Annotated in this window: 22 protein-coding genes; 7 read left to right on the top strand and 15 right to left on the bottom strand. The window is 67.9% G+C overall.

Annotated elements, in window-relative coordinates; translation table 11 throughout:
• Positions 1-246 precede the first annotated feature (246 nt).
• From LHP98_RS04595 to chvE, 6 genes are all read right to left on the bottom strand, one after another.
• The gene (locus LHP98_RS04595) at positions 247-1,167 is read right to left on the bottom strand and encodes a Gfo/Idh/MocA family protein (RefSeq protein ID WP_227251292.1); all 921 of its coding nucleotides are present in this window, start codon (positions 1,165-1,167) and stop codon (positions 247-249) included.
• On the bottom strand, positions 1,167-2,909 hold the full coding sequence (gene araD, locus LHP98_RS04600) for an L-arabinonate dehydratase (RefSeq protein ID WP_227251293.1): 1,743 nt from the start codon (positions 2,907-2,909) through the stop codon (positions 1,167-1,169). The genes LHP98_RS04595 and araD overlap by 1 nt, the downstream gene beginning before the upstream one ends.
• 7 nt (positions 2,910-2,916) lie before the next feature.
• On the bottom strand, positions 2,917-3,921 hold the full coding sequence (gene araD1, locus LHP98_RS04605) for an AraD1 family protein (protein WP_227251294.1): 1,005 nt from the start codon (positions 3,919-3,921) through the stop codon (positions 2,917-2,919).
• 10 nt (positions 3,922-3,931) lie between these two features.
• Complete coding sequence (gene mmsB / locus LHP98_RS04610; protein WP_227251295.1) at positions 3,932-5,149, bottom strand: multiple monosaccharide ABC transporter permease; 1,218 nt, start codon at positions 5,147-5,149, stop codon at positions 3,932-3,934.
• Positions 5,149-6,678: a multiple monosaccharide ABC transporter ATP-binding protein gene (gene mmsA / locus LHP98_RS04615; protein ID WP_319638911.1), complete on the bottom strand. Its 1,530-nt coding sequence runs from the start codon at positions 6,676-6,678 to the stop codon at positions 5,149-5,151. Before mmsA ends, mmsB begins: the two co-directional genes overlap by 1 nt.
• Positions 6,679-6,746: 68 nt before the next feature.
• Positions 6,747-7,820 carry a multiple monosaccharide ABC transporter substrate-binding protein gene (chvE, locus tag LHP98_RS04620; RefSeq protein WP_227251297.1) on the bottom strand — a complete coding sequence of 358 codons (1,074 nt, stop codon included), beginning with the start codon at positions 7,818-7,820 and terminating at the stop codon, positions 6,747-6,749.
• A 155-nt stretch (positions 7,821-7,975) separates the two neighbouring features.
• Between chvE and LHP98_RS04625 the strand changes: the two genes are divergently transcribed.
• Genes LHP98_RS04625 through LHP98_RS04635 form a run of 3 tightly spaced genes read left to right on the top strand, consistent with a single transcriptional unit; the run spans position 7,976 to position 11,349 of the window.
• Positions 7,976-8,959 carry a LysR family transcriptional regulator gene (locus LHP98_RS04625; protein WP_227251298.1) on the top strand — a complete coding sequence of 328 codons (984 nt, stop codon included), beginning with the start codon at positions 7,976-7,978 and terminating at the stop codon, positions 8,957-8,959.
• Positions 8,960-8,986: 27 nt separating this feature from the next.
• The gene (locus LHP98_RS04630) at positions 8,987-10,021 is read left to right on the top strand and encodes a phosphotransferase (protein ID WP_227251299.1); all 1,035 of its coding nucleotides are present in this window, start codon (positions 8,987-8,989) and stop codon (positions 10,019-10,021) included.
• 5 nt (positions 10,022-10,026) lie between these two features.
• Positions 10,027-11,349, top strand: coding sequence for an aspartate aminotransferase family protein (locus LHP98_RS04635; RefSeq protein ID WP_227251300.1), 1,323 nt, complete (start codon positions 10,027-10,029; stop codon positions 11,347-11,349).
• 272 nt (positions 11,350-11,621) lie between these two features.
• Here the strand turns inward: LHP98_RS04635 and phoB are convergent, their stop codons facing one another.
• The 7 genes from phoB to LHP98_RS04670 form a co-directional block, all read right to left on the bottom strand.
• The gene (gene phoB, locus LHP98_RS04640; RefSeq protein ID WP_227251301.1) at positions 11,622-12,314 is read right to left on the bottom strand and encodes a phosphate regulon transcriptional regulator PhoB; all 693 of its coding nucleotides are present in this window, start codon (positions 12,312-12,314) and stop codon (positions 11,622-11,624) included.
• A gap of 14 nt (positions 12,315-12,328) precedes the next feature.
• Positions 12,329-13,030: a phosphate signaling complex protein PhoU gene (gene phoU / locus LHP98_RS04645; RefSeq protein WP_227251302.1), complete on the bottom strand. Its 702-nt coding sequence runs from the start codon at positions 13,028-13,030 to the stop codon at positions 12,329-12,331.
• A gap of 8 nt (positions 13,031-13,038) precedes the next feature.
• The gene (gene pstB, locus LHP98_RS04650) at positions 13,039-13,836 is read right to left on the bottom strand and encodes a phosphate ABC transporter ATP-binding protein PstB (RefSeq protein ID WP_227251303.1); all 798 of its coding nucleotides are present in this window, start codon (positions 13,834-13,836) and stop codon (positions 13,039-13,041) included.
• Between the two features lie 110 nt (positions 13,837-13,946).
• The gene (locus LHP98_RS04655; protein ID WP_227251304.1) at positions 13,947-14,882 is read right to left on the bottom strand and encodes a ribokinase; all 936 of its coding nucleotides are present in this window, start codon (positions 14,880-14,882) and stop codon (positions 13,947-13,949) included.
• A 4-nt stretch (positions 14,883-14,886) separates the two neighbouring features.
• Positions 14,887-15,339, bottom strand: coding sequence for an RbsD/FucU family protein (locus LHP98_RS04660; protein WP_227251305.1), 453 nt, complete (start codon positions 15,337-15,339; stop codon positions 14,887-14,889).
• A 162-nt stretch (positions 15,340-15,501) separates the two neighbouring features.
• Entirely contained in the window at positions 15,502-18,858 is a 3,357-nt protein-coding gene (locus LHP98_RS04665; protein WP_227251306.1) for a caspase family protein, read from the bottom strand.
• Between the two features lie 105 nt (positions 18,859-18,963).
• Positions 18,964-20,793 carry an ABCB family ABC transporter ATP-binding protein/permease gene (locus LHP98_RS04670; protein WP_227251307.1) on the bottom strand — a complete coding sequence of 610 codons (1,830 nt, stop codon included), beginning with the start codon at positions 20,791-20,793 and terminating at the stop codon, positions 18,964-18,966.
• An 88-nt stretch (positions 20,794-20,881) separates the two neighbouring features.
• Here LHP98_RS04670 and LHP98_RS04675 point away from each other — a divergent pair, with 88 nt between their 5' ends.
• Positions 20,882-21,247: an ArsR/SmtB family transcription factor gene (locus LHP98_RS04675; RefSeq protein ID WP_227251308.1), complete on the top strand. Its 366-nt coding sequence runs from the start codon at positions 20,882-20,884 to the stop codon at positions 21,245-21,247.
• Positions 21,248-21,304: 57 nt separating this feature from the next.
• Here the strand turns inward: LHP98_RS04675 and LHP98_RS04680 are convergent, their stop codons facing one another.
• Complete coding sequence (locus LHP98_RS04680) at positions 21,305-22,516, bottom strand: LysM peptidoglycan-binding domain-containing protein (RefSeq protein WP_227251309.1); 1,212 nt, start codon at positions 22,514-22,516, stop codon at positions 21,305-21,307.
• 103 nt (positions 22,517-22,619) lie between these two features.
• On the opposite strand from LHP98_RS04680, the gene LHP98_RS04685 reads away from it, so the two are divergent.
• Positions 22,620-23,189, top strand: coding sequence for a TIGR00730 family Rossman fold protein (locus LHP98_RS04685; protein ID WP_227251310.1), 570 nt, complete (start codon positions 22,620-22,622; stop codon positions 23,187-23,189).
• 3 nt (positions 23,190-23,192) lie between these two features.
• On the opposite strand, the gene LHP98_RS04690 is transcribed toward LHP98_RS04685, so the two are convergent.
• Entirely contained in the window at positions 23,193-24,872 is a 1,680-nt protein-coding gene (locus tag LHP98_RS04690; RefSeq protein ID WP_227251560.1) for an NAD(P)H-hydrate dehydratase, read from the bottom strand.
• Positions 24,873-25,041: 169 nt separating this feature from the next.
• Here LHP98_RS04690 and LHP98_RS04695 point away from each other — a divergent pair, with 169 nt between their 5' ends.
• Together LHP98_RS04695 and glnA are read left to right on the top strand one after the other, a co-directional pair.
• Entirely contained in the window at positions 25,042-25,380 is a 339-nt protein-coding gene (locus LHP98_RS04695; RefSeq protein ID WP_227251311.1) for a P-II family nitrogen regulator, read from the top strand.
• Between the two features lie 93 nt (positions 25,381-25,473).
• Entirely contained in the window at positions 25,474-26,883 is a 1,410-nt protein-coding gene (gene glnA / locus LHP98_RS04700; protein WP_319638912.1) for a type I glutamate--ammonia ligase, read from the top strand.
• Positions 26,884-26,966: the final 83 nt, after the last annotated feature.

Raw genomic sequence — 26,966 nt, forward strand, 5'->3', positions numbered from 1 at the left:
CCTCGCAGCCCCGGCCCCGAGTCCATGCCGCGTCCCGCCTGCCTGCATCCGGCCCCGCGTCCGGCCCTGTTTCCGAACAGCCCGCACGCCCTCGGCTGGGCCGAGCGCCTTGCCCAGGTTCCGTTTCGCTCGCCCGGGGGGACGATGCTTGCGGTGGGGATACATCCAATCCTTAACGAAAGGTAAAACCGCGCGGGCAACCCATTGATTTCGTTGTGCCCGGATCATGTCCCATCATGGGACACCTCAGAAATGGAAGTCCTCGACAACCTCCCGGCGGCCCAGGGTCATCGCGTCGGCCACGTGGACCATGGGGGCCAGGTCGACCTCGCGCGCCCCGGCCCGGACCAGCGCGGCCATGCGGGCGTACAGGGCCGGATACTCGCCCATGATGTCCGCTTCGCCCGCCTCGGCATGGCCGTCCACTTCAAGCACGTTCCCCCCCATTCGCAGGGCCATCCTTCCCCCGCCCGCGGTCTCGACCTCGATGTCCCAGGTCTGCGGCCCCTCCTGCCGCCAGTCGAAACCGGCACTGACGCCCCCGGTGAAGGTCAGTTCCGCCGCGATGGGGGTCTGCCGGTTGGCGGGGAAGCTGAGCACCGCCCCGGTCAGGTGAACCGGCGCGGGCAGGATCTCGGTCAGGATCGACAGCGCGTTGATGCCGGGATCGAAGACCCCCATGCCACCGGGTTCGAACACCCAAGTTTGCCCGGGGTGCCACTTTCGCACGTCCTCGCGCCAGTCGATGCGGGCGCGCAGCACCCGCCGCCCCGACAGCCAGCCCTTTGCGGCCGCCACCGCCCGTGCCATCCGGCTGTGCCAGGTGGCGTAGAGCGTCAGGCCCCTTGCGGCCGCCAGGGCCTCCAGCGCCTGTACCTCGGCGAGGGTCGCCCCCGGGGGCTTTTCCAGCATCACGTGCCGCCCGGCCATCAGTGCCGCCTCGGCCGGCGCAAAGCGCGGCACGGGGGGCAGGCACAGCGAGACGACCTGTACCTCGGAGTGGGCAGCCAGCATCGCTTCGAACGAGGTGAACCCAGGCACGCCGGGCACCCGGCCCTTGCGGCTGACCGTCGCCACCAGTTCCCAGTCCGGGCTGGCGGCGATGGCGGGCACGTGCTGGTCCAGCGCGATCTTGCCGATGCCGACCAGTGCCACCCGCAGGGCCATCAGTGGCTCTCCCGCGCCACAGCATGGCCGCGGCAGCCGATCAGGAAATCCATGTCGGCGCCCTTGTCGGCGCCCTGCACGTGGTCATGGTATAGCCGGGCGTAGCCGCTTGCGGGTGGGTCCACGGCGGGTGTCCAGGCCGCCAGCCGGGCGGTCAGTTCCGCCTCGGATACGTCCAGGTGCAGCCGCCGGGCGGGGACGTCCAGTTCGATCATGTCACCGGTCCGCACCACCGCCAAGGGCCCGCCGCGCGCGGCCTCGGGGCTGGTGTGCAGGACCACGGTGCCGTAGGCCGTCCCGCTCATCCGCGCGTCGGAGATCCGCACCATGTCGGTGATGCCCTTGCGCAGGACCTTGGGCGGCAGGCCCATGTTGCCCACTTCGGCCATGCCGGGATAGCCGCGCGGGCCGCAGTTCTTGAGCACCATCACGCAGGTCTCGTCGATCGCCAGCGCCTCATCCTCGATCCGCGCCTTGTAGTCGTCGATGTCCTCGAACACGACCGCCCGGCCGCGGTGCCGCATCAGGTGCGGGCTGGCGGCCGAGGGCTTGAGCACCGCCCCGTCCGGGGCGAGATTGCCGCGCAGGACCACGATGCCGCCCGACTGCGCCAAGGCCTTGTCGGCCGGCAGGATCACGTCGTCATTGTCGATGCGGGCATCCTTCACCTCATCCCAGATTGGCCCGCCGCTGACGGTCAGCGCGTCCTTGTTCAGCATCCCCGACTCGCCCAGACGCTTGATGACCGCGGGCAGGCCGCCTGCGTAGAAGAATTCCTCCATCAGGTATTTGCCCGAGGGCATCAGGTTCACGATCGTCGGCACGTCGCGACCCCAGGCATCCCAGTCGTCCAGCGACAGCGGCACGCCGACCCGGCCAGCGATGGCCAGCAGGTGGATCACCGCGTTGGTGCTGCCGCCCACGGCGGCGTTGGTGCGAATGGCGTTCTGGAACGCTTCGCGGGTCAGGATGTGGCTGGGGCGCAGATCGTCCTTCACCATCTGCACGATCCGGCGCCCGGTCAGGTGCGCCATCACCCGCCGCCGGCTGTCCACCGCCGGGATGGCGGCGTTGCCGCTGAGCGTCATTCCCAGCGCCTCGACCATGCTGGCCATGGTGCTGGCGGTGCCCATGGTGTTGCACGAGCCGGGGCTGCGGCTCATCGAGGCCTCGGCCTCGACGAATTCCTCGGCCGTCATCTCACCGGCTTTCACGGCCTCGGAGAATTTCCACAGATGGGTGCCCGACCCGACCCGTTCGCCGCGGAAATAGCCGTTCAGCATCGGCCCGCCCGAGACCATGATGGCGGGAATGTCGCAGGACGCCGCCCCCATCAGCAAGGACGGAGTGGTCTTGTCGCAACCGACCAGACAGACCACGCCATCCATCTGCTGGCCGCGGATGGTTTCCTCGACCGCCATTGCGGCGAGATTGCGGAACATCATCGCGGTGGGGCGGAAGCCGGATTCCGAAACCGAGAACACGGGCACATCCACCGGCAGGCCGCCGGCCTCATAGACCCCGTGCTTCACCCGCTGCGCGAGGTCGTTCAGATGCGCGTTGCAGGGGTTCAACTCGCTGAAGGTATTGAGGATGCCGATCACCGGGCGGCCATCGAACAGGTCGGCCGGCAGGCCCTGGTTCTTCATCCAGCTGCGGTGATAGATCGCGTCCTTCGACTGGCCCGCAAACCATTCCTGGCTGCGCAGCTTCCGGGGCCAAGGGGCGGGTTTGAAGGTCATGTGGTCCTCACAGGGGGCAGACGGCGGTGGGGCCGGCGTCTTTCGGCGCAAACGCAAGCGGGTTCTTCAGCGGCAATCCGAAAGCAGCCGCCTCGATCTCGAACACGTCGCCGGGCTGGGTGCGGATACCGTCCGCAAACGACAGCGTGGCGGTGCCGAACATGTGCAGATGCAGGTCACCCGGCTGACGGAAGAGGCCGTACTTGAAGTGGTGATGCTCAAGGTTGGCAAGGCTGTGCGACATGTTCGCCTCGCCCGACAGGAATGGCTTCTCCCAGATCACCTGGCCGCCCCGCCGCAGGCGGCTGGTGCCGCGTAGGTCGGCGGGCAGGTCGCCGACCAGAATCTCAGGTCCGAAGGACGCGGGGCGCAGCTTGGAATGTGCCAGCCACAGGTAATTCACCCGCTCTGTGACATGGTCGGAGAATTCGTTGGCCAGCGCCCAGCCGATGCGGAAGGGCGTGCCCTGCGGGCCGATGAGGTAGATGCCGGCAACCTCGGGCTCTTCGCCACCGTCCTCGGCGAAGCCGGGGGCGACCAGCGGGGCGCCGGGGGCGACGGCGGTGTGCCCGTTGCCCTTGTAGAACCACTCGGGCTGCACCCCCACGGCGCCGGCGTCGGGCTTGCCGCCCTCAAGGCCCATGCGGAACATCTTCATGCTGTCGGTCAGGGTTTCGCCGCCCGAGGACGCACTGGCCAGTTTGGCGTGCATGGCATCCCGCGCCGAGGCGCTGCCCAGGTGCGTCAGGCCGGTCCCGGTCAGGTGCAGATGCGCCGGGTCGGGGTGGCTGACGGGCAGGGTCACGCGGCCCTCGTCCAGCAGGCGGGTCAGGTCCACCGCCTCGCCCAGGCCGTGCGCGGCGATCACGGCGGCCAGGGGCCTGCCGGCGGCGATGGCCTCCTGCGCCAGCGCGTAGGTCGAGGCCGCGCCCTTGACGATGGCGGCCTCGCTGCCGTCACGGGCCACCACCGCAAGGCTGCCGTCAGGCCGGATGATCTGCGAAATCAGCACCTTGCGGCCCTCACTTGTTCTTGTTGTAGACGTCGAAGATGACCGCCACCAGCAAGACCAGGCCCTTGATCACCTGCTGATAGTCGATCCCGATCCCAAGGATCGACATGCCGTTGTTCATCACCCCCATGATCAGCGCGCCCACCACGACGCCGATGATCCGGCCCGAACCGCCGGTCATCGAGGCCCCGCCGATGAAGACGGCGGCGATGACGTCCAGCTCAAAACCCGTGCCGGCCTTGGGCGTGGCACTGTTCAGCCGGGCGGTGACGATCATGCCCGCAAGTGCGGCCAACATGCCCATGTTGGCGAAACACAGGAAGGTCAGCCGGCTGGTGTTGATGCCCGACAGCCGCGCCGCCTTTTCGTTGCCGCCAAGCGCATAGATGCGGCGGCCGGGCGTGGTGGCCTCGGTGAAGAAGGCGTAGAGCACGGTCAGCACCGTCAGCACCACCAGCACGTTCGGCAGGCCGCGGAATTGCGCCAGCTTCCAGCCGACGAAGATCAGCGCGGCCGAAACCACCACGTTGCGCGCCCAGAACAGGCCCATGGGTTCCGGCGTGATGCCGAATTCGGCGTCGCGGGCGCGGGCGCGCAGGCCCAGCCAGACCAGCACCAGCGCGGCCGCCACCACCACCAGAACCGCGGTGCCGTTCAGCCGCTCGATCCCCAGAAGCGCCTGGTCCCAGTCGCCCAGCAGGTCGGGGACAAAGCCGTTCGACATGCCCTGAAAGGCTTTCGGGAACGGCCCGATGTTCTGCCCGCCCAGAAGCCACAGCGTCGAGCCGCGGAACACCAGCATCCCCGCGAGGGTGACGATGAAGGACGGAATACGCCAGTAGGCCACCCAGTAGCCCTGCGCCGCGCCGATCAGGCCCCCTACCGCCAGCACCGCCGGAATGACCGCCACCACCGGCCAGCCCAGCTTGACCGTCAGCACCGCCGAGACCGCCCCGGTGAAGGCCGCGACCGAGCCGACGGACAGGTCGATGTGCCCCGAGACGATGACCAGCAGCATCCCCAGCGCCATGATGATGACGTAACTGTTCTGCAAAAACAGGTTGGTGATGTTCTGCGCCGACAGGAAATCGACGTCGATCATCGCCCGCACCACGACGGTGAAGAAGAACACGATGGCAACCAGCGCCACCAGCATCCCGTTTTCGCGCAGGTGCCCGCCCAGATGCGATCCCAGGCCGCGGGGTTTCTCGCCGCTGATCTCTGCCATCACGCCGCCTTCCCTGTCGTCCGCAGGATCATCGCCATGATCCGCTCCTGGCTGGCCTCCTCGCGGCTGAGTTCCCCCACGATCCGACCCTCGTTCATCACGTAGATGCGGTCGCACATGCCCAGAAGCTCGGGCATCTCGGAACTGATCATGACGACGCCGCGCCCCTGTGCGGCCAGGTCGTTCATGATCGAGTAGATCTCGTACTTGGCGCCCACGTCGATGCCGCGCGTCGGCTCGTCCAGGATCAGAACCTGCGGATCGGTGTAGAGCCACTTGGCCAGCACCACCTTTTGCTGGTTGCCGCCCGACAGGTTCACCACCTTCTGCTGCACCCCCGGCGTGCGGATCGCCAGCGCACGGCGGTAGTCTTCCGCGACCCGCGCCTCGCGCCGCTTGTCCAGGATGCCCTTGACGGCAATGCCGGCCAGGTTCGCCAGGCTGATGTTCTTCAGGATCGGCTCTTCCAGCACCAGACCCAGCGCCTTGCGGTCCTCGGTGACATAGGAAATCCCCGCCGCAATCGCCTTGGGCACGGTCGAGACGTCCACCTCGCGCCCGCCCATCCGCACCCGGCCCTGATGCCCGCGCCCGTAGCTGCGGCCGAACAGGCTCATCGCCAGTTCCGTCCGCCCGGTGCCCATCAGCCCGGCGATGCCGACGATCTCGCCCTTGCGGACGGTGAAGGCCGCGTCGCGGATCATCTGCCGGTCGGCCTGCTCGGGGTGCCAGACGTTCCAGCCCTCGACCTCCAGCAGCACCTCGCCCACCGCGGGCACCCGCTCGGGGTAGCGGTGCGCCATGTCGCGGCCCACCATGTCACTGATGATGCGGTCCTCGGAAATCTGCCCCCGGTCGATGGTGGACACTGTGGAGCCGTCGCGCAGTACGGTGATCCGGTCGGCCACCCGGGAAATCTCGTTCAGCTTGTGGCTGATGATGATCTGCGTCACGCCCTGCGCCTTGAGTTCCAGCATCAGGTCCAGCAGCTTTTGACTGTCGTTCTCCTGCAAGGCCGCCGTCGGCTCGTCCAGGATCAGCAGACGCACGTCCTTGGCCAGCGCCTTGGCGATCTCGATCAGTTGCTGCTTGCCGACGCCCAGCTTGCCCACGATGGCGCTGGGGGGTTCGCTCAGACCCACCTTCCGCAACCAGCCCTCGGCGGCCTGATACGCGCGCGGCCAGCTGATCACGCCCCGCCGCGCGACCTCGTGGCCAAGAAACATGTTCTCGGCGATCGAGAGCAGCGGCACCAGTGCGAGTTCCTGATGGATGATGATGATCCCCCGTTCCTCGCTGTCGCGGATGCCGCGCAAGGCCAGTGCCTGGCCTTCATAGACGATCTCGCCCTCATAGCTGCCGTGCGGGTAGACCCCGGACAGCACCTTCATCAGCGTCGATTTGCCGGCACCGTTCTCGCCGCAGATCGCGTGGATCTCGCCTGTCTCGACCGTCAGGTTCACCTGGTCCAGCGCGCGCACGCCGGGAAAGGACTTGCCGATCCCGCGCATCTCCAGAAGCGTCGCCATCATCCCTCCCCCGGATGAACGGGCCCGCCCCCAACGGGAGCAAGGCGCGGGCCCGTCTGCCGTTCAGCCTACTTCAGCTGGTCGGCGGTGTAGTAGCCGGATTCGACCAGAACCTTCTCGATGTCGCCCACCCCCAGCGCCATCGGCTCCAGCAGGTAGGACGGCACGACCTTGACGCCGTTGTCGTAGGTGGTGGTGTCGTTGATCTCGGGTTCGCCACCCTGCAGGATGGCATCGACCATCTTGACGGTCACGCCGGCCAGCGCGCGGGTGTCTTTGAAGACCGTCGAATACTGCTCGCCCGCCATCATCGACTTGACCGAGGGGATCTCGGCGTCCTGTCCGGTGACGCAGGGCATCGCCAGATCGCCCGAACCGTAGCCGACGCCCTTGACCGACGAGAGAATGCCAATCGACAGCCCGTCATAGGGGCTGAGGGCGCCGTGCAGCGCCTTGTCGCCGTAGTTGGCGCTGAGAAGGTTGTCCATCCGCGACTGCGCCACCGCGCCGTCCCAGCGCAGGGTGCCGACCACGTCCATCCCCATCTGCCCCGAGGGCACGGCGATGTCGCCCGCGTCGATCATCGGCTGCAACACCGACATGGCGCCGTTGTAGAAGAAGAAGGCGTTGTTGTCGTCGGGGCTGCCGCCGAACAGCTCGATGTTCTTCGGCTTGGCGTCGCCGAAACGCTCGTTCAGGCACTGCACCAGGCTTTCGGCCTGCAGCACGCCGACCTTGAAGTTGTCGAAGGTGGCATAGTAGTCCACCGCGCCGCTTTCGCGGATCAGCCGGTCATAGGCGATGACCTTGATCCCCGCGGCCTGGGCGTTTTCCAGCGCGTTCGACAGCGTGGTGCCGTCGATGGCCGCGATCACCAGCACGTTGACGCCCTTGGTGATCATGTTCTCGATCTGCGCCAGCTGGTTGGGGATGTCGTCCTCGGCATATTGCAGGTCGGTGGCATAGCCGGCCTCGGTGAACTGCTTCACCATGGATTCGCCGTCGGAAATCCAGCGCGACGAGGATTTCGTCGGCATGGCGATGCCGATGGTGCCCTTGTCTTGTGCCGCAACAAAGCCCGGCGCGGCGATCATCGAGGCAGCCGTGGCCAGCGCCAGAACGGCGCGTCTTGAAAGGTGCATGGTCGTCCTCCCATGGCCGCCCCTGTGGCGGCGCTTTTCCGGCCCTCTTGCGCCCGCACCTCCTCTGATGCAGCCCGAAGCCGTGCGCGGGACGTTGCCTTGCGGGGTCATATCCGTCAAATCATGTCTTCAAAGGGTTTCATACCGGAATTGCCATGCCAACCAGCCGCCCCGACCCGCTGCAAGCCCGCGGCCTGAAGCTGTCGCACCTGCGGCTGATGGCGGCGCTGGTGGAGACCGGCCAGATCGGCCTGGCCGCCGAGGCGCTGGGCATTGCCCAGCCCGCCGCCTCGCGCCTGTTGGCCGAGGTGGAACGGATCGTCGGCCAGCCAGTGCATGAACGCACCGGCCGCGGCATGACCCTGACCGCCCTGGGCGAGGCGCTTGCCCGCCGCGCCCAGCGGGTGCAGATGGAGTTGCGCGATGCCGCCCGCGACCTGGCCGAGATCGGCGCCGGCACCACCGGCCACGTCCGCATCGGCGCCGTCACCGGCCCGGCGCTGGACCGCGTGCTGCCTTCCCTGCGCGCCGCCCGCCTGACCCTGCCGCAGATCACCGCCGAGGTCGTGGTGGCGCCGTCCGATCTGCTGTGCCAGCAACTCCTGTCCGGGCGGCTGGACTTTGCCCTTGCCCGCCGGTCCGAAGGCCCCGACCGCGACCTGCTGGACGACCACCGCCTGACCGGCGAGCCCGTGGCGCTGATCGCCCGGCGCGCCCACCCGCTGGACCGCCCCGGCCCGATCGCGCCGCTCGATCTGATGGCGCATGACTGGGTGATGCCGGGGCGCGACGTGATCCTGACCCGGACCGTGCTGGCCCGGCTGGCCGCCCTTGGCCTGCCGGAACCGCCGCAGCGGCTGTCGACCTCGTCCTTCCTGCTGACGCTGGCGATGTTGCAGCAATCGAATGCCATCGCCCCCATCGCCGATGCCGTGGTGCAGGCCTTCACCCGGGCGCCCGACGCGCCCTATGTCCGCCTGCCGGTCGACCTGGGCATCGTGGTCGAGCCCTTCGGCCTGCTGACCCGCGCCGGCCGCGCCCTGCCTCCGGCCGCCGCCCGGCTGGCGCAGATGATGATCGACCCTTCGCCGACGCCCGCGCTGCCCTCTGGCGCGACCGACCCGGCTGTGATCATCTGAGCCGACGCCGCAACGGCCCCCGGACCCATGCCCGACACCCAGACCCAGGATGCGCTCGGCGCGCTGCTCTCCCTGCCGCCACCCGTGCTGGCGCCCGAGGCGCTGGCGGCCGCTTTGGCCGCGCATTGGGGCCTTGCGGGGCGTCTGTCGCCATTGACCTCGGAACGCGACCTGAACCACCGGCTTTCTTCGGCACAGGGCCGCTTCATGCTCAAGCTGGCGAACCCGGCCGAGCCCCTGGCGATGACCGAGTTCCAGACCCGCGCGCTGCAACACGTCGCCGCCCGCGACCCCGACCTGCCGGTGCCGCGGCTGGTGCCCACCCGCCTTGGTGCGCCCTGGGTCGACCTGCCGCAGGGCCGCCTGCGCCTGCTGACCTGGCTGGACGGCACGCCGCTTGCCGCTGCGCCGCGAACCGACGCCCAGCGCCGTGCGGTGGGCGAGGCACTGGCCCGCCTGACCGCCGCGCTGGCCGATTTCGCTCACCCCGCCGACGACCATGTGATCCTGTGGGACATCAAGCAGGTGCCGCGTCTGGCACCGCTTCTGCCCGCCCTTGCCGATCCGGGCCTTCGCGCCCGGGCGGACTCCTTCGTGGCCGATTTCGAGGGCCGCCTCTCGCCGGTGCTGGCCCGCCTGCCCGCACAGGTCTGCCACGCCGATTTCAACCCGCACAACCTGCTGGTGGCGCCCGACGACCCCGACCGGGTGACCGGCATCCTCGACTTCGGCGACATGGTCCGCACGCCGCGCATCTGCGACCTGGCCACCGCCGCGTCCTACCAGATCGACCCCGACCGCCCGCTGGACAGCCTTGCAGCCTTTCTGTCCGGCTACACCGCCCGCCTGCCGCTGGACCGCACCGAACTGGCGCTGCTCTATGACCTGATCACCGCGCGGATGGTCACCACCCTGACCATCGCCGGCTGGCGCGCCGCCCGCTACCCCGAGAACGCCGCCTACATCCTGCGCAACGCGCCCTCGGCCCGCGCCGGGCTGGCCGCCTTTGCCGAAATCGGCCGCGACGCCGCCACCCTCGCCTTCGCCGCCGCAACGGAGTAAGCCCCATGCCCCCCTCGCCCCGCATCGGCTCGATGGTCAACGCCTATACCCCCGGCCAGGGCCACCTTTCGCCGCAGGATCAGGCGCTGGTCGCCCGCCGCACCCAAGCCCTCGGCCCGGCCTATCGGTTGTTCTACGAAACTCCGGTGCATCTGGTGCGCGGCCAGGGCGTCTGGCTCTATGATGCCCAGGGCAACCCCTGGCTGGATTGTTACAACAACGTCGCCTGTGTGGGCCACTGCCACCCCCGCGTGGTCGAGGCTTTGGCCCGGCAAGCCTCGACCCTGGCCACCCACACCCGCTATCTGCACGATGGCATTCTGGATTATGCCGAAAAGCTGCTGGCCACCTTCCCCGCTGAGCTGGCCCACGTCATGTTCACCTGCACCGGGTCCGAGGCGAACGATCTGGCCTACCGCATCGCCCGCGCCGCCACCGGCGGGACCGGCGTGATCGTCACCGACAACGCCTATCACGGCGTGACACTGGCCACCGCGCAGATGTCGATGTCGATCGGCCCCGCCGTGGCGCCCGGCCCCGAGGTCTTTGCCATCCCCGCGCCCACACCCGCCAACTACCCTGCCGGCATCGCCGAAGGCTTCGCCGCCGCCGTGCGCGGGGCCTGTGCCGCGATGCGGGAAAAGGGCCTCCGACCAGCGATGCTGATCGTCGACACCGTATTCTCCTCCGACGGCCTCTGGCTGGACCCGCCCGGCTTCCTGGCCCTGTCCGCCGCCACCATCCGCGCCGAAGGCGGGCTGTTCCTGGCCGACGAGGTGCAGCCCGGCTTTGCCCGCACCGGCGGGTCGATGTGGGGCTTCCAGCGCCATGGCGTGGTGCCCGACATGGTCTCTCTGGGCAAGCCGATGGGCAACGGCTACCCGGTCGCTGGCCTGGTCCTGCGCCCCGAGGTGATCACCGAATTCGGCGCAAAGGCGCGCTACTTCAACACCTTCGGCGGCAATGCCGTGGCCGCCGCCGTGGCGATGGAGGTGCTGCGGGTGATCGAGGACGAAGGCCTGATGCACCACGCGGCCGTCACCGGCGCGGCCTTCGCCGAAGGCCTGCGCAAGTTGGCCGCGCGCCATCCCGAAACCTTGGGCGAAGTGCGCGGCGCGGGTCTGTTCCTGGCCGTCGAGATCCTGGAAGGCGGCGCGCCCTCGGCCGCCACCGCGGGCCGCATCGTCAACGGCCTGCGCGACCGCCGCGTGCTGATCTCGGCCACCGGGCCCGAGGGCCATATCCTGAAACTGCGCCCGCCGCTGCCGTTCTCGACCGCCAACGTCGATCAGTTCCTGTCGGCTCTGGCGGAGGTGCTAGCGGCCTGATCCCTCGGCCCGGTCGTCGCCAGCGGGGGCCAGCCCCCGCACCCCCGGGATATTTGAGGACAGATGAAAGGGCAAACGCTGTGCCGGTTTCATCTGTCCTTCAAATATCCCCGCCGGAGGCATCTGCGGTCGATGCCGGGTGCCCGGCCGGAGGAAAGGCGTCGCGTCCAAGCAGGGCGGCCGAGCCGGTTGGCGCGCCTGCGCGCCAGAGGCGAGAGACAAGGCGTGCGGCCGCGCTTGCGGCCGCTCTGCTGGATCACCCCGGTCGGGGTTCAGCCCAGCGCGTAGCCGGCGCCGCGCACCGTGCGCACCGGGTCTTGCCCGCCGTGCTGCATCAGCGACTTGCGCAAGCGCCCGACATGCACGTCCACCGTCCGCGTGTCGACATAGATGTCGCGGCCCCAGACCCGGTCAAGCAATTGCTCGCGGCTCCAGACCCGGCCGGGCTTTTCCATCAGCGTGGACAACAGCCGGAACTCGGTCGGCCCCAGCTTCAGCGCCTGCGCGCCGCGCATCACCCGGTGCGTTTCCGGGTCCAGCCGGATGTCCTCGAACTCGAGCACCACCCCGACGGTCGAGGGCCGCACCCGGCGCAGTTGCGCCCTGGTCCGCGCCATCAGCTCCAGCACCGAATAGGGCTTGATCACATAGTCGTCGGCGCCGGTTTCCAGGCCGCGGATGCGGTCCACTTCCTCGGCCCGGGCCGACAGCATGATGATCGGAATGCTGCGCGTCTCGGGCCGCATCTTCAGCCGGCGGCAGACCTCGATGCCCGACAGCTTCGGCATCATCCAGTCCAGGATGATGACGTCCGGCGCCTCTTCCTCGACCAGCAGCAGCGCGTCCTCGCCATTGTCGGCCGAAGTCACCCGGAAACCTTCCGCGTCCAGATTGTAGGACAGGACTTCGCGCTGTGCCGGCTCGTCCTCGACCAGAAGCACCGTGGGCCGCTTGTCCTGCGCCATGGCTCCGTCTCCCTTCAGCCCTCGGTGACGCTGTCGACCTTGGGCCGCGCCGCCCCGGGCACAGCACCTTCGACCAGATAGATCACCTGCTCGGCGATCGCCGTCGCATGGTCGCCCACCCGTTCGATGTTCTTGGCGATGAAATGCAGGTGCATGCAGGGAGTGATCGTGCGCGGGTCTTCCAGCATGTAGGTCAGGAACTGCCGGAACAGCGCCCCATACATCTGGTCCACTTCGGCGTCGCGCAGCCGGACCTCGGCCGCCTTGGCCGCATCACGCGCGATATAGGCGTCCAGCGCGTCGCTGAGCAGCGCAACCACCGCCCGAGCCATCCGCCGGATCGCCCCCGGCGCGCCGTTCACCGGCGCCATATGCATCAGCACCAGCGCCCGCTTGGCCAGGTTCTTGGCATAGTCGCCCGACCGTTCCAGCGCCGCCGCCAGCCGCATCACCGTCAGCACCGTGCGCAGATCGGTCGCCGTCGGGGACCGCAGGGCCAGGATGCGGGCGCATTCGGTCTGGATAAGCTCTTCCAGCGCGTCGATGGCCGCATCGCCGACCCGCACCTTTTCGGCCAGGGCCTCGTCGCGCATTTCCAGCGCCTCGACCGCCTCAAGAAGTGCCTTCTCGACCAGCCCGCCCATCCGCATGACCTGGGCCTGAACGGCCTCAAGGTCCTTGTCGAAGGCAGTCAGGATATGGGGTTCCAGGGTCATCTCTCGCCTCATCCGATCCGGCCGCTGATATAGCTTTCCGTGCGCGGGTCGCCCGGGTTGGTGAAGATCTGCCCGGTCTCGCCGTATTCGACCAGGTTCCCAAGGTGGAAGAACGCCGTCTTCTGACTGACCCGCGCCGCCTGCTGCATCGAATGGGTCACGATCACAACCGCGAATTCGCTGCGCAATTCGTCGATCAGTTCCTCGACTTGGGCCGTGGCGATCGGGTCCAGCGCCGAGCAGGGTTCGTCCATCAGCAGCACCTCGGGGCTGGTGGCGATGGCACGCGCGATGCACAGGCGCTGCTGCTGGCCGCCCGAAAGCCCGGTGCCGGGGCTGGTCAGACGGTCCTTCACCTCGTCCCACAGCGCCGCCCGCCGCAGCGAAGCCTCGACCAGGGCATCCATCTCGGCCTTGCCGCGGACCAGCCCGTGAATGCGCGGGCCATAGGCCACGTTGTCATAGATCGGCTTCGGAAACGGGTTCGGCTTCTGGAACACCATGCCCACGCGCGCCCGCAACTGCACCGGGTCCACTTCGCGGGCGTAGATGTCTTCGCCGTCCAGGGTGATCCTGCCCGTCACCCGCGCCGAAGCCACGGTATCGTTCATCCGGTTCAGGCACCGCAGGAAAGTGGACTTGCCGCAGCCCGACGGGCCGATGAAGGCCGTCACCATGCGATCCAGGATGTCGACCGAAACCTCTTTCAGAGCCTGGGTCGACCCGTAATGAACGCTCACGCCTTCAGCCTTGATCTTTGCCGCCTCGCTGACCACCGTGCGCTCCAAAACCCGCATGTCGTTCATGTTCGCCTCCGCCCGCCGCATGGCACGCGCTATCTCGTCCCGCTTCTGCGTCGGCCGTGTAACGAGAGTATGACAGTTTCACGAAATCCGGGCGACACCCGCCCGCAGCTTCAGCCAGGCGGCGCCAGAAGGGCGTCGATCTCGGCCCGCGATGGCATCGACGGCGCCGTGCCGGGCCGCGTCACGCTGATCCCGGCGGTGGCACAGCCGAAGCGCACCGCCTGAATGACGTCCCGGCCCTCGGCCAGCGCCACGGCAAAGCCGCCGTTGAAAGCATCGCCGGCACCCGTCGTCTCGACCACCGGCCCGGCGCTGATCACCGGCACATGCACAGACTGACGCCGGTCGCGGTAAAGTGCCCCGTTGCCGCCCAGGGTGACCACCACCGCCCCCACGCCGCGGGCCAGTAAGGCATCGGCCGCCCGCTCGGCACTGGCCACGTCGGTCACCGCCACGCCGCTCAGGGCTTCTGCCTCGGTCTCGTTCGGCGTCACGACATCGCACAGCGCAAGCAACGCGTCGTCCAGCGCCGCCGCCGGTGCCGGGTTCAGGATCGTCCGCACCCCGGCGGCCCGGGCAATTTCAAGCCCGCGCCGCGCGGCCGGGACCGGCTGCTCGAGCTGGGTCACGAAGACCGATGCGCCGCGGATCAACGCCGCGCGCGCCTCGACATCCTCGACCGAGATGCGCGCCGCGGCGCCGGGCGAGACGATGATCGCATTGTTCCCGGTCGCGGCATCGACGAAGATGAACGCCGCCCCGGTGTAACTGGCGGCATCTTCGGTCACTTCGGGCGTCACGCCGGCCCTGTCCCAGGTTGTCCTTGCGATGGCCGCAAAGTCGTCCTTGCCCAGACGGGTGACGAAATGCACCGCGCCCCCCGCCCCCGCACTTGCCTTCGCCGCCGCCACGGCCTGGTTCGAGCCCTTGCCCCCCGGCCCCAGCGCGAAGCTCTGCCCCAGGATGGTCTCGCCCATCTTCGGCATCCGCACGGCGCGATAGCTGGTGTCGGCGACGAAGATCCCCAGGATCACGATGGGTTTCATGTGCTCAACCCTCCGGCGGGATCACGCCCTTGCGGAACATGAAGCAGCCGTAGAACCGCCGCTCGCCGGTCTGGATCACCGCAAAGGACCGGCGCGCCATGTCATAGAAGGCAAACCGCTCGATGCCGACCATCGGCCGCGGCCGGCCCTCGGCGCGGTCGATCAGCGCCTGCACCTCGGCTTGCACCGGTGGCACCTCCTGCGGCGCCCCCACCACCTCCATCCGGCCGGCGAAATCCGGCACGAAGGTGTCAAGCGGCAGCACCGACAGGATCGCGCCCGCCGCCTCGGCCGCGGTCAGGTTCTCCATCCGCAACGGCCGGCCGGTGACCGTCGTCCGCGCCACCGACTCGGACGGAAAGTTGCTGTCCGCCAGGATCAGCACGTCGCCATGCCCCATCGCCCGCAGACAGGCCAGCACCTCGGCATTCAGCCGGTTGTCGATTCCCTTGAGCATGACCCTCGCCTTTCGCCGTCAAGCCTATCCCAGAGGGTCCGCCGGTGTGAACCCCCGGGAGACCTCTCTGCACGCCGTGCGCCTGCCGCGGGACGGCGGGATGCACCGTCACCGCACCGGACACCGGCACTGGCAAACCGCGGCGGACTGGGGTTGCCCCCCTCACGGCTGGGCCAGCGCGTCGCGGTAGCGCTGCATCGTCTCGTCATAGCCTGCCGGCAGCTGGCCCTGAGCCTGCAGGGCTTCGAGCAAGGCCAGCGCCTCGGACAGATAGGGCTTGGGGTCCTGGTAGTAGCTTGAGGTGCGGTCCAGCGCGGTGGCCAGGTCAACCACATTCCAGATGTTGTCGGTCTGGGCGTCCTTCACCCAGCGCAACAGCGCCAGGGCCTGCTCTTCAATCGGCCGGCCGGTGTCATAGTTCTCTTCGTAATAATAGGTGTCGGCCAGTTTCTGCAACGCATAGGCCAGCAGCCGCTGATCCACCACGGAACTGGGGGCCTGTCCGGTCAGCCATTGCCGCAGTGCGATGGTGGCCTCGAAGTCGGCCCGGGCCCCCGGATGGTCCTTCAGCGCCGCCCTGGCATCGCCCGAGCGCTCCAGCGCCAGCGCATAGTCGTTGGCATTGACCGTGCTGTAGGGGTCCGAGGACGACAGCGCATAGCCTGCCGCCACCATGGTCTGGAAGGTCGCAAGCGCGGCGGCGTAGTCCTGCACCGCCATCTGCGCATCGCCCAGGCGGTTGGCGGCAACCAGCCGGTCTTTGAGGAACATCGGGTCGGTCGGCCGGACTGCAAGCAACCCGTCGGTGACCGCCAGCGAGGCCTGTGCGACGGGCACCGCCTCGGCCCCCCTGCCAAGTGTCAGCAGAGCCGAGACCAGCTGGTTCTGCGCGATGGTCAGGTCGCGCATCAGGCTGGTCTCGCCGGGCACTTCGTTCACCAGGGCCTGGGCGATGTCCACCGCCTCGGCCAGCGCCGCCCGCGCGCCCTCGGGGTCGTCCATGGCAAGCTTGAGGTCCGAGATGTTGAGCAGCGAATACCCGACATCCCGGCGGTATTGCAGCACCGTCGGGTCGGCCGCCGTCAACTGCCGGCGCAGCGCCTGGGTTTCCTCGTGCAAGGCCAGCGCACCGGCCAGATCTCCCTTGTCCCACAGCACAAGCGCGATCTTCTCCATGGCGAAGCACAGGTCGCTTTGCCGGGGCAGGTTCGACGGGTCCAGCGCCACGATGGCGCTGCGCAGGTCGCGGGCCTTTTCATAGGCCGCCAGCGCCCCGTCATAGTCGCCCTCGCGCTGGTGCAACTCGCCGACTCGCAGGTAGCTGACGGTCAGGTCACGCACCCAGCCGCTGTTGTTGGGGTCGATGCCGACCAGCTTTTCCCGCGTGTCCAGCGCCTGCTGGTGCGCCATCAGGGCCGAGCCGACATCGCCCAGCGCGGCGTGGATGTCACCGATGCGCTCATAAGTCACCGACAGGTCGCGCTGGCGGATCAGGTTGCCCGGGTCCAGCCGCGCCAGATCCTCGCGAATGTCCATCGCCTGAAGAAAGATCGCCAGCGCCGAATCATAGTCGGACTCGGCCATGGACATGTCGCCCAGCCGTTCGTAAGCCACCGAAAGGCTGAAGCGAAAGTCCTGGTCGTCGGGGAATTCGTTGACCAGTTGCTGCGAGATGCGCATCGCCACGTCGAACGCGTCGCGCCCGCGATCATAGTCGCCCATCGAGACATAGACGTCGCCGATCCGCTCTTGCGTGTAGCTGACGTCGCGCAAATACAGGATCAGCGTCGGGTCGGTCTCAAGCAGCTTCTCGGCAATTGCCAGCGCCTCGGTATAGGCCGCAAGCGCGCCGGGATAGTCGGCCAGAGCATAGCGCACCTCGCCCAGCTTGTTGCGCATGACTTCCAGGTCGCGCATCAGGTCCACGTCGTCGGGGTTGCGCTCGGTCTGGGCCTTGGTCATTTCAAGCCCGCTGACGATGGCCTCTTCGGCCTCGCGCAGGTAGCCCTGCTGCTGCAGCACGGTGCCCACGGCGTTCAGCGCGAAGATCACCTCGCGGGTCCAGCCCAGATCGGTGGGGTCCGCCTTGGCCTGGCCTTGCGCGAACTCCGACCGGGTCATGTGGGCGCCCAGCGCGCCGAAACTGTTGCCGGCGATCATCTGCAGGTCGCCCAGGTCCTGCAGCGCCAGCAGATAGCCCATCTTGGTCTCGCGGTCGGGCAGGTCCTTCTCGACCTCGGCGTAAAGCTCGACCGCCTTGGTCAGGTCGCCGATGGCCAGGTCGTAGCGCAGGTCGGTGCGGGCGGCGTTGGCGTTCAGAAGATGGGTCGAGGCCTCGGACAGGGTCCGCGTCAGGTAGTTGTTCTTGATCGCGCTGCGGGCCTGGCTGTCGATCCCGGCCGCTTCGGTCAGCAGGGCCCGCGCCGCATCGACTGCGCCCAGGGTCAGTTGCTCTTCGGCCTTGGCCCGCAGGTCCGCCACCTTCGGGTCGTCGCTGGCGTATTTCACCAGTTCCGACTGGAAGGCATGGTAGGACCGGGCCGCCTCTTCCAGCATGCGCTGACGGTCGTCCGGGCTTTGGCCTTCCAGTTCGCCCGAGATCAGCGCGGCGTAGAGCGGCGCCAGCGGCATGTCGTTCGCCGCCGCCACCGTTTCCACTTCGGCGCGCAGGTCCGGCGTCAGCCCGGCCATCGCCATCAGAAGCTGGTCGCGTTCCGGCAGATCGCCCTGTTCGCTGATGAACACCAGTTCCGGCAGGCCGCTTTCGATGTAGGGCAGCTGTTTGCCGCGCGAGCGGTCATAGACATCCTGCTGCACCAGCGTCAGGGCGGATTTCAGTTCCACCCCGTTGGTGCCGAAATGGCGCAGGAGCGCGCTGGTGAACGGCGAATTCTCGCCCTCGCCGTCGGAAGCGGTTTCCCCGGGCGCCGCGGAAAAGGCGAAAAGGACACCGTCCGAGCGGCCGATCCGGCCCAGCCCGGGGCTGGGCTTAGGCGCATCCGGCGGGTCGCCCGCCAGCGCGACCGCGCCGCGGTCGTCCTCGCCTCCACCACCGCCGCCGGCAAAGGGATCATCGCGGCAAGCGTCCAACAGCATGATCGCCACCGGCGCCACCGTGTCCAGCACCGCCTGCACGTCGGCCAGCGGCAGCGAGGTCTCGGCCAGCTTTTTCGAAGAAGCGGCGTCCGCGTCGGTCGGCAGCAGGTAGTTCACCCCCTCGATGGCCACGCCATGGCCGGCAAAGAACACCAGCGCCACGTCGGCCCCCGCGGCATCGGCGCTGAAATCCTCCAGCGCGCGGCGCATCCGCTTGAGGTCGCGGTCGGTTTCCAGGAACACCTCGAAGCCCAGGTCTTCCAGCAGGCTTTCCATCGCCCGCGCATCGCTGACCGGGTTGTCCAGTTGCCGAAGGTTGCGGTAATCCTCGGCAGCCAGAACCAGCGCCACGCGCCGCTCGGCAAGCGCCGCCGAGGCGAGCCCGAGGAAAACGCACAAAGCCAAGAAAACGCGCCGCAGCATCGCGTTAACCTTTCGACCAATGCTGCCAATCTGGCTGCGGCTTTGCGGCGGGTCAAAGGAAAAAAGCCGTCATCAGGCCGGCATTCACAGGCCCGTGCGCCGCGATCACGCCGCCTCGGCTGCCTCTTCCGCCACCTGCTGCGCCCACATCGCGGCATAGCGGCCGCCCCGGGCCACCAGGTCTTCGTGCCGGCCGCGTTCGATCACCCGGCCTTCCTCCATCACCAGGATCTGGTCGGCATCCGCGATGGTCGACAGCCGGTGCGCGATCATGATCACGCTGCGGCCCTGCCCCATCTCGTTCAGGCTTTCCTGAATCGACTTTTCGGTCTGGGTGTCCAGCGCCGATGTCGCCTCGTCCAGGATCAGGATCGGCGGGTTCTTCAGCAGCGTGCGCGCAATGCCGACCCGCTGCTTTTCCCCACCCGACAGCTTCAGCCCCCGCTCGCCCACCCTGGTGTCATAGCCATCCGGCAGCGACACGATGAAATCATGGATGCGCGCCGCACGCGCCGCCGCCACGATCTCGGCCTCGGTCGCGCCGTCCTTGCCGTAGGCGATGTTGTACAGGATGGTGTCGTTGAACAGCACCGTATCCTGCGGCACCACCCCGATGGAGGCGTGGATCGAACCTTGCGTCACCTCGCGCAGGTCCTGCCCGTCGATGCGGATCGCGCCGCCGGTGACGTCATAGAACCGGAACATCAGCCGCGCGATGGTCGACTTGCCGCTGCCGGAATGGCCGACCAGCGCCAGCCGCTCGCCCGGGGCAACGCGGAACGACACGCCCTTCAGGATCTCGCGCGACGGCTCATAGGAAAACCGCACGTCGTCGAAGACGATCTCGCCGCCCGACACCGCCAGCGGCCGCGCGTCAGGCGCGTCCACCACTTCGGCCGGCTGGCCCAAGAGGCCGAACATCTCGCCCATGTCCACCAGCGCCTGGCGGATTTCGCGATAGACCGTGCCAAGAAAGTTCAGCGGCATGGTGATCTGAATCATGTAGGCGTTGACCATGACGAAATCGCCCACCGTCAGCGTGCCCGCCTGCACCCCGCGCGCCGCCATCACCATCACGATGATCAACCCGCTGGTGATCAGGAACGACTGGCCTGCGTTCAGGAAGGCCAGCGATTGCCCGGTCTTGACCGCCGCCGTCTCATAGCCCTGCATGGCCGCGTCATAGCGGCTGGCCTCGCGGCCCTCGGCGTTGAAATACTTGACGGTCTCATAGTTCAGCAGGCTGTCGATGGCCTTCTGGTTGGCATCCGCGTCCTGGTCGTTCATCTGCCGGCGGATGCGCACGCGGATCTCGGTCACCTTGAAGGTGAAGGCCACGTAGAGCGCGATGGTCACCACCACCACCGCCGCATACTGCCAGCCGAAGACCACCGCGAAGATGATCGAGACCATGCTCAATTCCAGGATCAGCGGCCCGATGGAAAACAGCATGAAGCGCAGCAGGAAATCGACACCCTTAACGCCGCGTTCAATAACCCGGCTCAGGCCGCCGGTCTTGCGGGTGATGTGATAGCGAAGGCTCAGCCGGTGGATGTGGGTAAAGGTCTCCAGCGCCAGCTTGCGCAGCGCGCGCTGGCCGACGCGGACAAACACCGCATCGCGCAATTCGCCGAAGACCACCGCCCCCAGCCGCGCCATGCCATAGGCCACCGTCAGCCCCACCGCGCCCAGCGTCAGCATCCAGGCCGGGTCGTTCGCGGCCTCCTGGCTCAGCATGTCGACGGCCAGCTTGTAGATATAGGGTGTGACGATCGACACCATCTTGGCCGCCAGCAGGAACCCCAGCGCCATCATGACGCGGTGTCTTACCCAAGGCTGGTCGGCGGGCCAAAGATAGGGGCCGACCCGCATCATGGTCTGCCACCCCGAGGCGGGCTTGGTCGGCTGGTCGGCAGAGGTGGCATTGCTGCGCATGGGGGGATTCGTCCTGATCACGGTCGGCGGTTGATTTCACAGCGCCGCGCGGGTATCAATATTTCAACTGTTCATGAGTAGTTGAAACATGGAGCGGAGTAAAGCCCTCGCGGCCCTGTCGGCCCTGGCCCACGGCGACCGGCTGGACCTGATCCGCCTGCTGGTGCAGGCCGGTGGCACCGGGCTGCCGGCGGGCGAGATCGCGCGGGCCCTCGGCCTGTCGGCCTCGCGCCTGTCGTTTCACCTGTCGGCGCTGGAACAGGCGGGGCTGCTGCGCTCGCAGCGGGTGGCACGCAACGTGATCTATGCCGTCGATGCCGGGGGCTTGGGCGCGATCATTGCCTATCTCCTGAACGATTGCTGCATGGAGCACCCCGAGGTGGTGGCCTGCTGCCGCCACGGCCGCAGCGTCGCGGAGTCCGCGATCCGCTTGCCCGGGTCAGCCGCGCCCTGACGGCAAGACGCCTTGGGCGCATGTCGAGAAGGCCGAAGCGGCCAGCGCCGGTCACCCTCAGGGCGCTGACGGAAGCACAAAGACCTGTCCAGGATAGATCAGGTCCGGATCGCGGATCTTCTCGCGGTTCGCCTCGAAGACCTGGACGTAGAGGATGCCGTCGCCCCATTGCCCCTTGGCAATGGCCCAAAGCGTATTCCCGGGCTGCACCGTCACGCTGACCGGAGGCGGCGGGTCCAGCGCCCCCGGCGCCGGCTCGCCTCCGGCCACCGGGTCCAGCCCCGGCAATGCCGAGGCGGGCGAGGCGGTCTCGCTGCCCGGCACGGTCGCCGGGCTTTCCGCGGCCGACAGGCCCGCCGGTGGCACGGGCGGCGAAGCGACGGCCGCCACCGCGGCCAGCGCCTCTGGCGTTTCGCGGCGGAACGGCGTTTCGAACCGCGCGGTCACCTTGCCGGTCTGGTCCGTCTGATCGGCCCGCAAGGTGTAGGTGCCCGGCGCGATGCCGGCCAGACTGACCTGCCACTGACCGCGCGCGGATACCGGCGCCTCGGACAGAAAGGCGGTGTCGAGATAGAGCCGCACCATCAGCCCCGGCTGCCCCGTTCCGCCGATCTGCACGGCATCGCCAGACGCATAGGCGATTGTTTCGATGGTCACCGCCGCAACCGGCCCGCCTGGCGCCACCGCGGCCTTCGGCGGCTCGGACCGCAGCAGGCTTGCCCCTGCTTCGGTCACCTGCAGCGCCACGGCGGGCGGCGCGTCCGGGGTCGCCGGCCCCGGCACCGGCCCCAGCGCCACGATGCCCTTGGCCGCGACGGCACGCCCATCGGGCCGAACCTCGGCCAGCGTCAACACCGAAGCCGCGGGGTTCGGCGGCAACGTGGTCAGCAGGGCGAATTCGCCCGCCGCATCGGCGGTGCCCGTGGCAACCACCTTGCCGTCCAGTTCCACCCGCACCTCTGCCCCCGGCGTGGCGGTGCCGGCGATCGTCGCCGTCCCGTCCGGTTCGACCCGCCAGACCGCGATCTCGGGCCCGGCCTCATCCGCCGCACCCGCCGGCTGTGCTGGGGACGCTTCAGGCAGCGGAGCCGGTGCTTCCGCCGCTTGCTCCAGCCCCGCCGGCGGCGAGTCGGACCGCGAGACCGGCGGCGACGCAGGAGGAGACGCGGGCTCTGGTCCGGCCAGCTCCCAGAGCACGGCGGCCGCGCCGGCTGCCAGAACCAGACCTGCCGCCCCCCCTGCAAGGGCATTCGCGGCCCTGCCTGCCATCGTTTCCTCCCATCCGGGGCGTCGCTCTCCGCGCGCCCGCTTCCCTTCCCGATGGAAGCCCGATATCACCCGCTCAGGCAATCCTTTTCCCAAAAGGCGCCCCATGTCTGTTCATTCCGTCTGCGTCTTCTGCGGCGCCCGCCCCGGCCGCAACCCGGCCCATGCCGTCGTCGCCCGCGCCACCGGCGCGATGCTCGCCCGCAACGGCTGGCGGCTGGTCTATGGCGCCGGCGACGTGGGCCTGATGGGCGAAGTGGCCCGTTCCGCGCAAGCCGAAGGCGCCGCCACCTTCGGGGTGATTCCGGTGCACCTGATGCGGGCCGAGGTCGGCAAGCGCGACCTGACCCGCTTCGTCGTCACCGAGGACATGCACGAACGCAAGAAGGTGATGTTCATGAACTCGGACGCCGTGGTGGTGCTGCCCGGCGGGGCGGGATCGCTGGACGAGTTTTTCGAAGTGCTGACCTGGGCGCAGATCGGCCTGCACCGCAAGCCGATCCTGCTGCTGGATGTCGAGGGCTACTGGCAGCCGCTGAACGCGCTGATCGACCACATCGTCGCCGAAGGCTTCGCTGATGCCTCGGTGCGCAGCCTCTACGCGACCGTTCCCGACGTGCCCACTCTGGAAACGGCGCTGAACGACGTTCTGGGCCAGCCACCCGCGCCGGCCTGAAAGCTACAGCCCCAGGGCACGGAACACCTTCGGCAGTTCCTCGGGCAGGTCCTCGGCAATCAGGCCAGGGCCGAAGCTGCGCGCGCATTCGACATGCAGCCAGGCCCCGGTGCAGGCGGCGTCGAAGGGGCTGAAGCCGCGCGCCAGCAGCCCGATGATGAACCCCGCCAGCACATCCCCCGACCCTGCCGTCGCCAGCCACGGCGCCGACCGGTCGTAGTGTGCCGAGTTGATGGCACATCGCCCGTCCGGCCCGGCAATCACCGTGTCCGGCCCCTTGAACAGCACCACACACCCCGCCCGCGCCGCCGCCTCTCGCGCGGCATCGACCTTGGAATAGGCCGGGCCTTTGGTCGCCGGGGCTGCCAGCTTCTCGGCGATGTCCGGAAACAGCCGGGCAAACTCGCCGGCATGGGGCGTCAGCACGCACCCGTCATGCAGGCCCGCAAAGAGCGAAGCATCGCGCGCGATGAGCGTCAGGGCATCGGCATCCAGCACGAGCTTCCGGCCGCTCTTCAACCCTTGCGCTGTCAGCGCGCGGGTCTCATCGCTGAGCCCCATCCCCGGCCCCAGGCACAGCGCATTGATCCGCGCATCCTCGAGCACCCGCGCCAGCACGTCGGCGTCGGCGATGGGCCGCAGCATCACCGCATCCAGCCGCGCGGCGTTCTCGGGGATCGCCTCCGGCGGACACCCCAACGTCACCACCCCCGCCCCAATCCGCAACGCCCCCCGCGCCGCCAACCGCGCCGCCCCGCCGCGCCCGGAGGGGCCGCAGAGGATGACGGCATGGCCATGGGAATACTTGTGCTGCCGCGAACGTCCGAGCCTGAACAGAAACGGCACGCCAACCCGCCCCCACTGTCCCGGGTTCAAGTGATTGAATTCCTTGTCCGGAAGGGACAACCGATGCAGCCGCTGAAGTTTAAGAACGCCGCTCCATGACCCGCCTCGCTTGACGGGTTTGTCCATGAAGAGCCAAGGCTGAAGCCCGATGGGCTTGACCACGACCTTGCCGCAAGCCTCCGGTCCCGTACCCAGGTAATGCCCGGGTTTTGCCGCCTCGAAGGTCACCGTAAGGGCCGCCATCGCCTGATAGCCCCGCGTGTCGACAAGGCTCGACTTGCCCAGGGCGCAGCCGCTGTCCAGGCACATTCCGGACGGCGCATCGATAGCCACTGTCCGCGACGCGTAGTCGTCACCACCTCGGCCTGACATATGGGTCAAGACGTCCAATGCCTCGCCCGTGAGGGGGCGCGAGATGCCCGCGCCGAAGATTGCATCGACATAAAGGTCGGAGTAGGCGTTCCCGTGAATGGGATGAGGTGCCCGGAACGCCCGTTCCGTCAGCTCCTTCACCTCCCCCATCACCGCCCACCGCTCACAATTCACCCGCGCATCCAGCGGCAGCCGTTCCGGGTCACCATAAAGGAAGACCTCAACTTCCCAGCCCCACTCTTTCAACAGTCGCGCCACGACGAACCCGTCGCCGCCGTTGTTGCCCGGCCCGCACAGCACAACTGCGCGGTGCGAGGTGGCACGCAACTCCGGCCATTCCTCGAAGATCGCCTCGACCACGCCGCGGCCGGCGCGTTCCATCAGCTCCAGCCCGGTCACCTGACCGCTGGCAATCGCCGCCTGTTCGATCGCCCGCATCTGGGCTGCGGTCAGGAGTTCGGTCATCGTTTTCCCCGCTCCGTTCGCAAACTGCCCAACCCGACAGCGCAATGCACAAAAATCAGGCATTATCGGCGGAATCCCGCAGGCGGCCCGTTGCGCCTTGACCCTAGCCAATTGTAGCCGCCCGGGGGAAGTGGTCAGAGAGGTGCCCAAGAAGCGGGGGAGTCGGTGCATGAAGAAGATCGAAGCGATCATCAAGCCGTTCAAGCTTGATGAGGTGAAAGAGGCGCTTCAGGAAGCCGGCATCCAGGGCCTCTCGGTCACCGAGGTCAAGGGCTTCGGCCGCCAGAAGGGCCACACCGAACTGTATCGCGGCGCCGAATATGTGGTGGACTTCCTGCCCAAGGTGAAGATCGAGGTCGTGCTGACCGACGATCTGGTCGAAGGCGCCATCCAGGCGATCATCGCCGCCGCCCGCACCGACAAGATCGGCGACGGCAAGATCTTCGTCACCCCTGTCGAACAGGCCATCCGCATCCGCACCGGCGAAACCGGCGACGATGCCGTCTGAACCGGGACCCCGAATTTTCGTCGAAAATTCGGACCCCCGCCCGAACCACCGGGGCCACGGCCCCAAACCGGAAACCAACCGAAAGGCAGCATGATGAGCGCAGTCGCGAAAGCTCTGAAACTGATCAAGGACGAGGAAGTCGAATACGTCGACATCCGCTTTACCGACCCGAAGGGCAAGCTCCAGCACGTCACGCTGGTCTCTGACCTGGTGGACGAGGACTTCTTCGAGGAAGGCTTCATGTTCGACGGCTCGTCGATCGCGGGCTGGAAGTCGATCGACCAGTCCGACATGAAGCTGATCCCGGACGCGTCCTCGGTCTATATCGACCCGTTCTACGCCGAAAAGACCCTCTGCGTGCATTGCAACGTGGTCGAGCCCGACACCGGCGAGGCCTATTCGCGCTGCCCGCGCCAGACCGCGGTCAAGGCGGAAGCCTACCTCAAGGCCTCGGGTATCGGCGACACGGCCTACTTCGGGCCGGAAGCCGAATTCTTCATCTTCGACGACGTGCGCTATTCGGTGACGCCGTCCAAGGTGTCGTTCCAGATCGATGCCGAAGACGCGGCCTGGAACACCGACGCGGCCTTCGAAGGCGGCAACCTGGCGCATCGCGCGGGCCACAAGGGCGGCTACTTCCCGGTGAACCCGATCGACGCGGCGCAGGACCTGCGGTCGGAAATGCTGTCGACGATGAAGCGCATGGGCATGCGCGTGGACAAGCATCACCACGAGGTCGCCACCGCCCAGCACGAGCTGGGGATGATCTTCGGCGGGCTGGTCGAACAGGCCGACAACATCCAGAAGTACAAGTACGTCATCCATAACGTCGCCCAGGCCTACGGCAAGACCGTGACCTTCATGCCCAAGCCGATGAAGGGCGACAACGGGTCGGGGATGCACGTCAACATGTCGATCTGGAAGAACGGCAAGCCGCTGTTCGCCGGCGACAAGTATGCCGACCTCAGCCAGGAGGCTCTGTACTTCATCGGCGGCATCCTCAAGCATGCCAAGGCGCTGAACGCGATCACCAACCCGGCGACCAACAGCTACAAGCGGCTGATTCCGGGCTTCGAGGCCCCCGTGCTGCGCGCCTACTCGGCCCGCAACCGCAGTGGCTGCGTCCGCATCCCGTGGACCGAATCGCCGAAGGCCAAGCGCGTGGAAGCCCGGTTCCCCGATCCGTCGGCCAACCCCTATCTGGCCTTCGCGGCGCTGATGATGGCCGGTCTCGACGGCATCAAGAACAAGATCGACCCGGGTCCGGCCTCGGACAAGGACCTGTACGACCTGCCGCCCGAGGAACTGGCCGAAATCCCCACCGTCTGCGGCTCGCTTCGCGAGGCGCTGGAGGAACTGGAAAAGGACCATGACTTCCTGCTGGCCGGCGACGTCTTCACCAAGGACCAACTGGAAGCCTACATCGGGCTGAAGTGGGAAGAGGTCTATGCCTTCGAGCATACCCCCCACCCGGTCGAGTACCAGATGTACTACTCCTGCTGACACCGGCATCCCCGGTTCAAGGACAAAGGCCGCCCCACCCGGGCGGCCTTTCGTCTTTGGCCACAATGCCAGGGTTCCGCCGC

It is taken from the genome of Rhodobacter sp. Har01 (assembly GCF_020564565.1).
Taxonomy (GTDB): domain Bacteria; phylum Pseudomonadota; class Alphaproteobacteria; order Rhodobacterales; family Rhodobacteraceae; genus Pseudogemmobacter.